Here is a 12,296-nt window from a genome sequence, read left to right as displayed (position 1 = left end):
GCGGCCCTGGGCAATCGCTTGCTTAGTGCTTGATCTGAGCGTTGATGACCCTCGGAAAATACGCAGCCGTTGAATTTGTCGGCGCATGTGCTCCCGGTGATGCGGGCAGCCCTGGTGCGCTGGCCATGAAACTAGTGCCAACACATTCAGTCCTTTTGAAGGACCGCGATTAATTCTATACATGGTTAAGCGCTTGTCCGCGTTACCTATTCTGCCAGGCGATCCATAATCGGGCAGTCTGGCCGATCATCGCCATGACAGGACTGAACAAGCCATATGAGGGAACGACGCATGTTCTCCAAAGCGCGGACCTTGCGGCCCAATTCGGCGGCACGCGATTCAGCCAGCGCCTTCACCTCAGCGCTCGATCGCTCCCGGTCTGACCATAGGCCCAGCAACGTGCGAATTTCCTCTATCGGAAACCCGAGATCGCGGGCGTTTGCGATGAAGCGGAGCCGATGAACGTCGGGGTCTGCATAATGCCTATAAATCCCACGCCGGGCCGGTGCCGGCACGAGACCGATCTTCTCATAATGGCGGATCATCCGTTGAGAAACGCCGCTGGCGTCCGACGCCGCGCCAATGTTCATAGTTTCACCGCGTTCAGCCGCAGCGCGTTGAGGACCACGGTAAAGGACGAGAGCGCCATCGCCGCGCCGGCCAGCATCGGCGAGAGCAGAATGCCCGCCACGGGGTAGAGCACCCCAGCCGCGACCGGCACGCCGATCCCGTTGAACAGGAACGAGAAGAACAGGTTCTGGCGGATGTTCCGCATGGTCGCACGGGCGAGCTTGCGCGCGCGCACGATAGCCGAGAGATCGCCGAGCGTGAGCGTCATGCCAGCGCTTTCGATCGCCACGTCTGTTCCCGTGCCCATTGCAAGGCCCACGTCCGCAGCCGCCAGTGCGGGGGCATCGTTGATGCCGTCGCCGGCCATCGCAACCTTGGCACCGGACGCTTTCAGCTCGCCGATGATACGCGCCTTGTCTTCCGGGCGCAGGCCGGCGCGCACATCGTCAAGTCCGCCGACGGCGCGCGCGACCGCATCGGCGGTCGTTTGGTTGTCACCAGTCAGCATGATGACGCGGAGCCCCTGTTGGCGAAGCGCAGCGATTGCCTCTCCGGCATTGGCGCGAACCGGATCGGCGACCGCGAGCAGGCCGGCAAGAGCACCGTCGATCGCCACCAGGATGACGCCTGCACCATCGGCGCGATGACGATCGGCGGCCTCATCGAGCAGCTTGGGATCAGCTCCGACCCGGCTCATTTGCGCGGCGTTCCCGATCACGACCGAGCGGCCGCCAACCGTGGCGCTGACACCCAAGCCGCTTTGCGAGACAAAATCGGCGACCGTGCCAAGCTGCAATTCACGTTCCTTGGCGGCGACAACGATCGCGTGGGCGAGCGGGTGTTCGGATTGCCCTTCAACCGCGGCAGCGAGGGCGAGCATGTCGTTTTCCTCGACCGCGCCGACCGTCTCGACCGCAATTAGCTTGGGTTTGCCTTCCGTGAGCGTGCCAGTCTTGTCGATGACCAGCGTATCGACCCTCTCGAGCCCCTGCAGGGCTTCGGCGCTCTTGACCAGAACACCGGCTTGCGCACCACGTCCTGTACCGACCATGATGGACATGGGCGTAGCGAGGCCCAGCGCGCATGGGCAGGCGATCACCAGCACGGCAATGGCGTTGAGTATAGCGTGCCCCATGCGCGGCTCAGGGCCGACCAGGGACCATACCACGAAAGTCACCACCGAGATCAGCACGACCAGCGGCACGAACCAGCCAGATACCCGATCGGCGACCGCTTGGATCGGAGCGCGGCTGCGCTGCGCGTCCGCGACCATGCGGACGATCCGCGCGAGCATCGTATCCGACCCGACTGCGCGCGCTTCCATGACCAGGCTTCCCGTGCCGTTGACCGTGCCCCCGGTGACGGTCGCCTCGACTTCCTTGAGGACGGGTGCGGGTTCGCCGGTGAGCATCGATTCATCGACCGAGGAGCGGCCCTCGACCACGACGCCGTCGACGGGGATCGCATCGCCGGGGCGAACGCGAAGGCGATCGCCGGTTGCCACGTCAGCAAGGCTGACTTCCTCCTCGGAGCCATCCGATCGCATCCGACGCGCCGTCTTCGGGGCAAGGTCCATGAGGGCGCGGATCGCGCGTCCCGTCGCCGCCCTGGCACGCAGTTCAAGGACCTGTCCGAGCAGCACCAGCGCCACCACCACTCCGGCCGCCTCGTAATAAACCGGGACCACGCCTCCGTGCATGCGGAAGGTCGGGGGGAAGATGCCGGGCGCGACCGTCGCGACCAGGCTGTAGAGGAAGGCAGCACCGACCCCGATCGAGATCAGGGTGAACATATTGAGATGGCGGGTGCGAAGCGAAGTCCATCCCCGCTGGAAAAACGGCAAGCCCGCCCACAGTACGATCGGTGCGCTAAGCGCAAGCTGTACCCAAGGCGATGCGGCAGGACTGACGACATGGATGCCGAGCATTTCGGCGACCATCGAGATCGCCAGCAGCGGCACGGCGAGCACGCCCGCTACCCAGAGCCGACGCGTAAAGTCAGTCAGCTCAGGATTAGGCCCATCGTCGAGCGACGGTTCTTCCGGTTCGAGCGCCATGCCGCAGATCGGGCATGTTCCTGGCCCCTCCTGACGTATTTGCGGGTGCATGGGACACGTCCAGATCGCCCCCGGCGTCGCCATCGGCTCCGGTTTCGACTTGCCGAGATAGGCATCCGGCTTTGCGACAAACTTGGCGCGGCACCCCGCACTGCAAAAATGATAGGATTTGCCGGCGTGCTCGGCATGATGCGGCGTCTTTGCCGGATCAACCGTCATCCCGCACACGGGGTCCGTGACCATTGGCGTTCCGTCAGACGGCTTGCTGCCAGAGCAGCAGCCGCCAGCTTTGGCGGGGCGATCGGCGTCCACGGGAGCGGCCGATGCCGTCGAGCAGCAGGACGACGACGTACCGGATGGCGCGACGGCCTCGGGGTGGCCCCCGCCTTTTCCAGAACAGCCGCAGCCGCCAGATTGATGTTCGTGCGAATGAGGATCGTTCATGGCGTAATTCCTTCGATCCTAAAGCATGTAGGGTCTGACACCGTGTCAGGGTCAAGGCCCGATCGGATTCATTTGCTACCCGTGGATTCTACGCAGGCGCGAGTTTCCCCCCTTGGATAGTTCAAAATTCGCTCCACTCGACGCGACGAGCGTCGCAGCTTAGGTCTGTTGCTCAGCTCGTCATTGCGAGCCGTGGTAACGGGGACTTATGGCAGCACAGATCGACACCTTGGGTATCGGCGACGACCATGACGGACTCGTCCGTCGTCTCATTACCCGTTGGCGTGATGATCCGAACGCGACTTACCGAAGCTGGTTTCTTTGGGATGAGCGGTTGAAGAACTTCCGGTCGATCCGGCGCGGGATCGGGCAGGTTGTCGGAGAGATCGAGCGCGGTACGTTCGGCGTCACCTATCGGGGATCGTCCCTCGAAACCGTGGTCCATTCGGTCGCCGAACAGCGGCAAATCTTCAAAGGCGCGGACCACGCTTTTCGGTGGAAGCCGAAGCTCCGCATTCCGGATATTTACGAGAGCCCCGAGAATCAGCGGGCGTTTGGCCGCCTTCTCGACGCCTGTTCGTGCTGCGATACGGCCGAGGAGATCATCGGCCATATCCACGCGATCGACCGCTTGAAGATCAAGGGGCTTCGGCCGGCAGTCGCGAGCCTGCTCTACTTTCTCCATCCGACGCTTGTGCCCCCTTTCAACACCGCGATCGTGAAGGGCTACAACGCGCTGACTGGCGCGAACGTGAAGCTTGGAAGCTGGGAGCATTTCCTGGCGATGCGAACCGGCGTCCTCGACTTGAACGAGCGGCACCGCGAGTTGTTATCGAACGATTTGGGTGCGATTGGCGGCTTGCTGTTCGACGTGGGGTCTGGCCGCTACCCCGCGCCGCCCCTCGACGGCAGCAGCGCGACGCTTGCGAACTGGGGATCGCGGCTTGAAGCCGCACGCGAAGAAGCGCGCACGCTCAGCCAGGCAGCGTTGGCGCAGGGCGAGTGCGAGCGCACTCATACCGAGATACAGGCATGGCTTCGCGATCTAGGATTGGCGCTTGGCTACGATGTGTGGATCGCCGCGAACGATCGCAGCCGTCCCTTCAACGGGTCGCCACTAGGGTATGGATGCCTTGAGCGCCTGCCCGCGACCATTGCGACCTCGAAAGGCGCGGATTCCATCCGATTGATCGATGTGCTCTGGCTTGAAAAGGGTGGCGATCACGTCGCGGCAGCGTTCGAGGTGGAGCACTCGACTTCGATTTATTCCGGTATAGTGCGGATGCTCGACCTGGCGCTCAGCGGCAGCGAGCTTCACGCGACGGCGGGGCTGTTTCTCGTCGCGCCCGACACACGTGAGGCGGACGTTCGGGCGCAGTTGCAGCGGCCCGCGTTCAGCCGCGTCGCCGACCTCGACATATCCTATCTCCCTTATGGCGAGTTGGAGAAGAACCGCGAGGCGATCGGGCGGTTTGGATCGGGCCTGAAAGCGATCAAGGCCATCGCCAGCAAGCTCGTCTGAATTGCTAGGATATTACTGAGCTGCCCCCTTCTAAGTGGTCCATCGACTATGAGAGTCTGGATCAAGGAAGGGACGACGAATGCCTGCCAAGAAGCACAAGCCCGAGGAGATCATCGGGAAGCTGCGTGAAGTTGAAATCGTGCTGGGTCAGGGCGGGACGACCGCCGAGGCGTGCCGGCGGATCGCGGTCAGCGAGCAGACCTATTATCGCTGGCGCAAGGAATCAGCACCGGTCGACGCAGCGCAAGGTGCCGTGCGGAGCAGATGACGAACAGGCATGGTCGGCGTGATTAGCGGCATCATCGGCATGATCGTCGCGGTCCACTCACGGAGTGTGGGAACCGCGCTTTCTGCGGCCGCTATTCTTGTTTGGATGACCTGTCGTGTCGCGCTCCTCCTCGCGTACCGGAAACGTGCCTCGGCCTATAAGATGAACGGTGTCGAAGTCCGAAGGTATGAAAAACTCTATGCCGTTGGAAGTATTGGGTCGGGGCTACTGCTCGGCTTCATGAATTTCACCGCCCTACGCAGTGAAGACGCGGCGATCCACATGGTCATGAGCGCTTTGATCTTTGGTTATGGCGCAGGCCTAGTCGTCAGAGTCGCTATCCGACCGAAAATCTATATCCTAAGCCTCGCTGCTGCGATTGTGCCGTCTCTTTCTGGTTTGCTGATGCACCTCGGAGAGCCTGCGCGTCATGGCCTCCCATATGGAGCAATGGCGCTACTGTACTGCACCTTCGCCCTCGGAAGCGTTGAGTCGGCGCGGTTTCTCTATCGATCGACGGTCAATCAACTGATCACCGCCCGAACCTTGGCGAGCCTTGCCCGCAAGGATGTACTGACGGGGCTCGCCAACCGGCTGCTGCTTAGGGAACGCCTCGACGAGAGTATCGCAGCTATCTCGGGCGCCGGCGATCTGGTCGCAGTTCACTTGCTCGATCTGGATCGTTTCAAGCCCGTCAATGATCGTTATGGGCCCCCGACTGGCGACGCGATTTTGAAGGGCGTCGCGGACCGTCTATCACGTCTTACTCGCCCCGGCGATACGGTGGCTCGTATCGGAGGCGATGAGTTTGCAGTTATTCAAACTGGCGTAAAAAATGTGCGCGAAGCCCAGGCGCTCGCCGATAGAATTGTCGAAGCACTTGAAGTCCCCTTTGAAATTGGATCAGCGTCTATCAGGATCGGGACGAGCATCGGGATCGCCTTTGCTCCTCGGGACGGCCTCGACCTCGAGCAGCTCTCGGCTCGAGCCGACGCGGAGCTCTGTTCGGCCAAACACAGCGCGCGTGGGACCGTGGCCGTCTGGGATGAAAGTAGCGCAACGAACGTCGCAGCGTGACTGATCGAAGAGTAGCAATTCGTCGAATGCCAGACGATTGTGATCGATGCGCTTCGGGAACTACGCATCGGACGGGATAGGTAGTTCCCGACCCTGCTCGGGCCGCGCGTCGGCCGATACAGTCGGAGGCTACACCACCGGGAAGCGAACGTTCAATGGTCAATACCGTCCTCAAGCCCGACAGCCTTGCGCTCGCGACAGAGCGCGCCGCGCAACCGATCGTGCATCATGTCCCGCACGGTTTCTCCGACCACTTCGCGCTCGGCTTCACCAAGCTGCTGCGCTTCAGCGCGGACACTTTCTTCGCGAAGCGCTATGGGCACCGTGCGATCGTGCTGGAAACGGTCGCGGCGGTGCCCGGCATGGTCGGCGCGATGTTCACGCATCTCAAATGCCTGCGCTGGATGCGGGATGATCAGGGCTGGATTCGCACGCTGATGGAAGAGGCCGAGAACGAGCGCATGCACCTGATGACGTTCATCGAGATCGCCAAGCCGACCTGGTTCGAGCGCACCGTCATTCTGCTCGTTCAGGGCGTTTTCCTGATCGGCTTCTCCCTGCTCTACCTGCTCTCTGCCAAGACCGGGCACCGGGTCGTGGGCTATTTCGAGGAAGAAGCGGTGACCAGCTACACGCTGTACTTGCATGAAATCGACGAGGGGCGCTCCCCCAATGTGCCCGCGCCGCTGATTGCCCGACACTATTGGAAAATGGCCGACGACGCCACGCTGCGCGATGTCGTGCTGGTGGTCCGTGACGACGAGGCGCACCATCGCGACGTCAATCACGGCTTCGCCAGCACGATCGCCGGCATGCCGCTCGACAAAGCGGACGCCCCATATCCACCGCATGCGAATGAATTGGCGGTCAACGGCTGACTGCGCGGAGGCGCCCCGCACACGGCTCAACAACCAACGGCACCCGCCCGCCGTGGATCTGAAGGAATTGGCGAGGCTATGTCGATGACCTTCCGTCCAAATTCCGCCGGCATAGCCCCGAGGGGGTGGGTGCCGGCGGTCTCATGGTCGGACGCGTGGCTTCGTCAAATGTAGGTGGAACGCTCGCGTTCGATTTCAGCGGTCGAATATGAGCAGCCCCCACCGGGTGGTCCGGGTAGATAGTTAGTGCATTGTCGTCTCCGCCGCCATTGCCGGGCGGAGGTGGAGCGAAGCGGAACCGGAGGCCGGCAATGGCGGTGTCGCCGCTTCTGGGGCCGGTGGGCGGTAGCCCAGGCTGCTGTGCGGCCGGACGGTGTTGTAGTGGCGCCGCCACGACTCGATCAGCACCCGTGCCTCGACGAGGCTGTAGAAGATTTCGCCGTTGAGCAGCTCGTCGCGCAGCGAGCCGTTGAAGCTCTCGTTATAGCCGTTCTCCCAGGGCGAGCCCGGCGCGATGTACAGCGTCTTCACGCCGACCTGGCCGAGCCATTTCTGGACCGCGGTAGCGATGAACTCGCTGCCATTGTCCGACGTTATACCAAGATCCGATGACCGTGACTCGAAGGGGGTTGCCTGCGGCGCCTAGGTTTGATTCAAGATGGCAAACGGACAGGAGTTTGCCATGCCGATCGCGCTTCGCACCGACTTCGACGCTGTCGCGGTACGGTCCGCCGCTCGTAAATCGAAGGATGGCGCCCAAGCGCGGCGCCTGCTCGCGTTGGCGGCGATCTATGAGGGTTCGAGCCGGACGGAAGCTGCCCGCCTGGGTAGCGTCACGGTGCAGATCGTTCGGGACTGGGTGGTGAAGTTCAATGCGTCGGGGCCTGAAGGATTGATCGATCGAAAGGCCCCGGGCAAGCCGCCGCTCCTGAACGCGACGCACCGTGCGGCTCTGGTCGAGGCGATCGAGCGGGGGCCAATTCCTGCCGCGCACGGCGTGGTGCGCTGGCGGATCGTCGACCTGGCGCAGATGCTGTGGGACGATTTCTCCGTGTCGGTTTCGAAGCCGACGCTGAGCCGCGAGCTTCGCGCGCTGGGCTACCGGAAATTATCCGCGCGGCCCAAACACCATGCGCAGGATCCAGAGGCGATCGAAGCCTTCAAAAAGGGGGCTTTGCCGCCGAGCTGGACACGGTCAAAGCCAGACTCGCGCGTGGCACACCGATAGAGGTTTGGTTCCAGGACGAGGCCAGGGTCGGACAGAAGAACAAGATCACGCGACGATGGGCCAAGCGCGGTACGCGGCCGTCGGCGCCGCACGACCAACGTACCAAATCGGCCTATATCTTCGGCGCGATCTGCCCGCAGGAAGGCAAAGCGGCCGGCCTCGTCCTGCCGTTCTGCAATACCGACACGATGAACCTGCACTTGGCCGAGATCTCCCTGCATGTCGCGCCAGGCGCCCACGCCGTGGTGCTGATGGACCAGGCCGGCTGGCACCTGACTCCGAAGCTCGAACTTCCCGCCAACATCTCGATCATCGCGATCCCGTCGAAATGTCCCGAGCTCAACCCGCAGGAAAACATCTGGCAGTTCATGCGCGACAACTGGCTGTCGAACCGCGTGTTCAGCTCCTACGACGACATCGTCGATCACTGCTGCGACGCCTGGAACAAGCTCGTCGACCAGCCTTGGAAAATCATGTCGATCGGGTTGCGAAATTGGGCTCAGGAGTTCTGATCAGTGAATCTTGGTATTATATGCGCTGGCGGCCCGCGCTCGATAAACAGCTCGGCAAGCGCCGCCAGCACGTCTTCGTGTTTCAACTGACGTGCGACGATCAGCGCCATTCACTCCCTGCTGGCCTCGTCGATGATCGTGAGGATCCGGAACTTGCGCCCGTCGTGCGTCCGCGCTTCGACAAAATCTTACGCCCAGACGTGGCCCGGATATTCCGGCCGCAGCCGGATGCACGAGCCGTCGTTCAACCACAGCCGGCCACGTTTGGATTGCTTCTGTGGCACTTTCAGCCCCTCGCGCCGCCAGATCCGTTCGACACGCTTATGGTTCACTGACCACCCAGCGGCATGCAACAGCGCGGTCACACGACGGTAACCGTAGCGCCCATATTGCCCGGCCAGCACGACAATGTCCTCGGTCAGCGCCTGTTCGTCATCTGCCCCGCACGGCACCTTGCGCTGCGTCGACCGGTGCTGACCGAGCACGCGGCACACCCGCCGCTCGGATACGTCCAGCACCTCTTTCACCTGGTCGATGCAGCGTCGGCGCCGCGCGGGGCTCAAAAGTTTCCCCGTGCCGCCTCCTGCAGGATCAGCTTGTCCAGTGTCAGGTCGGAGATCGCACGCCGCAGCCGAAGGTTCTCCTTTTCCAGATCCTTCATGCGCCGAGCCTGATCTGTCTTCAGGCCACCATATTCCTTGCGCCAGCGATAATAGGTCTGCTCGCTGACCGCGATCCGCCGGCACGCCTCGGCGGTCGTCCCGCCCTGACCCAGCACGATTTCAACTTCACGCAGTTTCCCGATGATCTCCTCGGGCTTGTGCTTCTTGGCAGGCATTCGTCGTCTCTTCCTTGATCCAGACTCTCATAGTCGATGGACCACTTAGAAGGGGGCAGCTCATGCGGGTTGATCGAAGTGGCCCATCGCCATGATCTCGAATCCGTTGCCTGCGAATGCTACGGGCTGGTTCACCGCGAGCTGGCGCGCATCTTCACCGATGGTCCTAGCCCTGAATGCAATGACTGAACGAGCTCTCATCTGATCGGAGCTGGTCCTGAAAGCAGAGGTCCACCCGCTCCTCTCGCAATTAGCGATCCCCCCGCTCGTTGGTTTATCAGATGAATAATCATAGCTCATAGCAGCGCCGCACTGATTGCGTTTGCACGGTCAGCTGGGCCAAGCACCCCACCGCGGATTGGGCCTGGCAACGAAACGGGTTGCGCGCGTATTGCTCGGAGCCAGACTCGTTCGGCCTGGAGAATCTGTCGATGACGGCGAAGATCGCGAAAAGCAGCGGGCATGCTGCTCCAAAGAGCACCGTCGCAACGCTGGGGGTCAGCCTTGGTGCGCTCGGTGTCGTCTATGGAGACATCGGCACCTCACCGCTGTATGCGCTACGCGAAGCCGCCAAGGCCGCCGCGGGCGGTGGAGCACTTTCACCGGCCGCCGCCGTTGCGGCCACGTCGGCGATCATTTGGTCGCTCGTCGTCATTGTCGCGCTGAAATACGCGCTGCTGATCCTACGCGCCGACAATCGCGGCGAGGGCGGCATCATGGCAATGCTGGCGATCCTCCACGCCCGCGCGGTCCAGCCGGGCCGCTCGGGACTGATCCTGCTCGTCGCCGGCCTAGTCGGTGCGGCCTTGCTTTATGGCGACGGCGCGATCACGCCTGCAGTGTCGGTCCTCTCCGCGGTCGAAGGGCTGAAGACAGACGCGCCGTTCCTGGCACCCGCAGTGGTGCCGATCACTATCTGCATCATCGTCGGCCTGTTCGCCGCGCAACGCTTCGGCACGGCCAAGATCGGGCGTGTGTTCGGACCAGTGATGCTGTTGTGGTTCCTTGCGATCGCACTGCTCGGGATCGGCGGCATTGCGCGCGCACCCCACATTCTTGTCGCTTTCGACCCTTTTATCGCGATCGACTTCCTGCGGCACGCGCCGTTCGCGGTCGACGCTGCTCTGCTCGGTGCGGCCTTCCTCGCGGTCACGGGTGGCGAGGCGATGTATGCCGATCTCGGACATTTCGGCGTTGGGCCAATCCGACTGGCGTGGTTCGCCCTTGTGCTGCCATGCCTGCTATTGAACTACCTCGGCCAGGGTGCGCTGCTTCTGGATAACCCAAGCGCGCTTGCCAGTCCGTTCTGGAAACTGGCGCCGGGTTGGGCGCATTATCCGCTGGTCGCCTTTGCGACCTGCGCGACCATCATCGCGAGCCAGTCGATTATCTCGGGTGCTTTCTCGCTCACTCGACAAGCGATCCAGCTGGGGTTCCTCCCGCGGCTGCGCGTGCTGCACACCGATGCGGCGTCGATCGGCCAAGTCTATCTCCCGTTCGTCAACACCGGGCTCGCCATCGCGACGATCACTGCGGTCGTCACCTTCGGGAGTTCCGATGCGCTCGCCGGGGCTTACGGCATCGCGGTGTCGCTGCTGATGGTCATTACTACCCTGCTCGCCGCGCTGATCGCGAGGCAATGGGGGTACGCGCTGGCGCTCGTGCTTGCCGTTAACGGGGCTTTTCTGACCATCGATCTGGGTTTCTTCGTAGCCAATTCGGTGAAAATCTTCGAGGGTGGCTGGTTTCCGCTGGCGATTGCCGGCGGCGTGGCGCTCCTCATGCTGACCTGGCGACGCGGCCAGCAATTGGTTGCAGCGGCACGCGCGTGCATGCGCCAGTCGAGCGACGCGTTTCGCGCGGATCTCAAGGCGCGACCGCCGCTTCGTCCGGCAGGGGTCGCCGCCTTCCTGACGCCGTCGCGCGAAGGCGTCCCGCTCTCGCTGTCACGGCTCTATGCGCTGACCGGTGCGATCCCCGAGCACATTATCCTGCTCAGCATCGAGATTTTGGAAATCCCTGCGGTCGCAGCGGACGATCATGTCCAGCTCATCGCGGAGGACGGCTATCGCCGCATGATCCTGCGCTACGGATTCACCGAACCGGTTCGCGTACCCGCAGCGCTCGACATCGCGGTCGCGCAAGGCAAACTCGATGCCGAAACGGTGCGCGACTTGGTCTTCTACGTCGGTCGCGAAGCGGTGATCCCGTCGCGCGCGGTGCTCGGCATGGCGTATTGGCGCGAGAAGCTATTCGCCTTCATGCAACGTAACGCCGAGAGGCCTGCGGCCTATTTCTGTATCCCACCCGGCCGCGTCATCGATGTGGGGACCGAGATCGAAATCTGATCGCCCCGAGCACGATCATGTACGGGCTCTGCGCGCCGCGAGTCGCAGCAGCCACGGCACGGTCAGTCCTGTGAATGTCAGATCTAAATGGCATGGCTCTGACAGCGCTAAATGCGACCTCGAATGACAATGTCTGGTCGCTAACGACTTCGGATGCGCGCACCACCAGGATGCAGGCCTCGTTGCTTTTCGCCGAGAGTGGCAAACACGGATGCCTGATTAAGGTGGGTACGCTGTTGGGCCGGCGTTGCCGACAAAGATGCCTTTTCGAGCGCAGCCAACGTCAGCTGTTCGTAGTCGATAAATTCCGAGGTGTTGGGCATAAGCCTCATCTGAGTAGTTTTCGCCAAAACGCAGACGATACTACGAACGCCAGCTCCGCAGGATGCAGAACAAGGGCGACATCTCGACCAACCGGTGCGGTCGCCGGACAAATGGTCGTCTGCCGTTCCGAGTGATCATCGGGCGGATGCGCCTTAGAGCCCGACTCATAATTCGAGCTTGGCAATACGGCGCGTCATTCGCCTGATGGATGAGACGACCATCCATGCCTCG

Annotated in this window: 9 protein-coding genes and 3 pseudogenes; 7 read left to right on the top strand and 5 right to left on the bottom strand. The window is 62.4% G+C overall.

The window, feature by feature from the left end; translation table 11 throughout:
* Positions 1-206: 206 nt before the first annotated feature.
* Positions 207-590 (bottom strand): Cu(I)-responsive transcriptional regulator, encoded by a 384-nt coding sequence (gene cueR, locus IE187_RS18345; protein WP_189677476.1) that lies wholly within the window; start codon positions 588-590, stop codon positions 207-209.
* The gene (locus IE187_RS18340) at positions 587-2,869 is read right to left on the bottom strand and encodes a heavy metal translocating P-type ATPase (RefSeq protein ID WP_189677475.1); all 2,283 of its coding nucleotides are present in this window, start codon (positions 2,867-2,869) and stop codon (positions 587-589) included. The genes cueR and IE187_RS18340 overlap by 4 nt, the downstream gene beginning before the upstream one ends.
* 409 nt (positions 2,870-3,278) lie before the next feature.
* Between IE187_RS18340 and IE187_RS18335 the strand changes: the two genes are divergently transcribed.
* The 4 genes and pseudogenes from IE187_RS18335 to IE187_RS18320 all read left to right on the top strand — a co-directional run bounded on the left by IE187_RS18335 (position 3,279) and on the right by IE187_RS18320 (position 6,815).
* Complete coding sequence (locus IE187_RS18335) at positions 3,279-4,592, top strand: type II restriction enzyme NmeDI-related protein (protein ID WP_189677474.1); 1,314 nt, start codon at positions 3,279-3,281, stop codon at positions 4,590-4,592.
* A 79-nt stretch (positions 4,593-4,671) separates the two neighbouring features.
* Positions 4,672-4,815, top strand: a pseudogene (locus IE187_RS18330) (transposase); the annotation flags it as partial.
* Positions 4,816-4,869: 54 nt separating this feature from the next.
* Positions 4,870-5,937, top strand: coding sequence for a GGDEF domain-containing protein (locus IE187_RS18325; protein ID WP_189677473.1), 1,068 nt, complete (start codon positions 4,870-4,872; stop codon positions 5,935-5,937).
* A gap of 155 nt (positions 5,938-6,092) precedes the next feature.
* Positions 6,093-6,815, top strand: a complete 723-nt coding sequence (locus IE187_RS18320) for an alternative oxidase (protein ID WP_229839502.1) — start codon at positions 6,093-6,095, stop codon at positions 6,813-6,815.
* A 243-nt stretch (positions 6,816-7,058) separates the two neighbouring features.
* Here IE187_RS18320 and IE187_RS18315 read toward each other — a convergent pair.
* Positions 7,059-7,412 (bottom strand): annotated as a pseudogene (locus tag IE187_RS18315) (integrase core domain-containing protein); the annotation flags it as partial.
* 85 nt (positions 7,413-7,497) lie between these two features.
* Here IE187_RS18315 and IE187_RS21430 point away from each other — a divergent pair.
* Both IE187_RS21430 and IE187_RS21425 read left to right on the top strand, forming a co-directional pair.
* A complete protein-coding gene (locus tag IE187_RS21430) occupies positions 7,498-8,043 on the top strand; it encodes a helix-turn-helix domain-containing protein (RefSeq protein WP_229839501.1) in 546 nt (181 codons plus the stop codon).
* On the top strand, positions 7,926-8,555 hold the full coding sequence (locus IE187_RS21425) for an IS630 family transposase (RefSeq protein ID WP_229839517.1): 630 nt from the start codon (positions 7,926-7,928) through the stop codon (positions 8,553-8,555). Before IE187_RS21430 ends, IE187_RS21425 begins: the two co-directional genes overlap by 118 nt.
* Before the next feature lie 17 nt (positions 8,556-8,572).
* Here the strand turns inward: IE187_RS21425 and IE187_RS18305 are convergent.
* Positions 8,573-9,393 (bottom strand): annotated as a pseudogene (locus IE187_RS18305) (IS3 family transposase); the annotation flags it as partial.
* Positions 9,394-9,824: 431 nt separating this feature from the next.
* Between IE187_RS18305 and IE187_RS18300 the strand changes: the two are divergent.
* Entirely contained in the window at positions 9,825-11,741 is a 1,917-nt protein-coding gene (locus IE187_RS18300; RefSeq protein ID WP_189677471.1) for a potassium transporter Kup, read from the top strand.
* A 140-nt stretch (positions 11,742-11,881) separates the two neighbouring features.
* On the opposite strand, the gene IE187_RS18295 is transcribed toward IE187_RS18300, so the two are convergent.
* A complete protein-coding gene (locus IE187_RS18295) occupies positions 11,882-12,064 on the bottom strand; it encodes a hypothetical protein (protein ID WP_189677470.1) in 183 nt (60 codons plus the stop codon).
* Positions 12,065-12,296 lie beyond the last annotated feature (232 nt).

It is taken from the genome of Sphingomonas glacialis, assembly GCF_014653575.1.
Lineage (GTDB): Bacteria > Pseudomonadota > Alphaproteobacteria > Sphingomonadales > Sphingomonadaceae > Sphingomonas > Sphingomonas glacialis.
The sequence above is the reverse complement of the archived record's forward strand: the minus strand, read 5'-3'. Positions and strand labels throughout refer to the sequence as shown.

Coding starts and splice junctions, on each gene's coding strand:
- cueR (WP_189677476.1), bottom strand. CDS start 590: ATGAACATTGGCGCGGCGTCGGACGCCAGCGGCGTTTCTCAACGGATG.
- IE187_RS18300 (WP_189677471.1), top strand. CDS start 9,825: ATGACGGCGAAGATCGCGAAAAGCAGCGGGCATGCTGCTCCAAAGAGC.
- IE187_RS18320 (WP_229839502.1), top strand. CDS start 6,093: ATGGTCAATACCGTCCTCAAGCCCGACAGCCTTGCGCTCGCGACAGAG.
- IE187_RS18335 (WP_189677474.1), top strand. CDS start 3,279: ATGGCAGCACAGATCGACACCTTGGGTATCGGCGACGACCATGACGGA.
- IE187_RS18340 (WP_189677475.1), bottom strand. CDS start 2,869: ATGGTCACGGACCCCGTGTGCGGGATGACGGTTGATCCGGCAAAGACG.
- IE187_RS21430 (WP_229839501.1), top strand. CDS start 7,498: ATGCCGATCGCGCTTCGCACCGACTTCGACGCTGTCGCGGTACGGTCC.
- IE187_RS18325 (WP_189677473.1), top strand. CDS start 4,870: ATGGTCGGCGTGATTAGCGGCATCATCGGCATGATCGTCGCGGTCCAC.
- IE187_RS18295 (WP_189677470.1), bottom strand. CDS start 12,064: ATGCCCAACACCTCGGAATTTATCGACTACGAACAGCTGACGTTGGCT.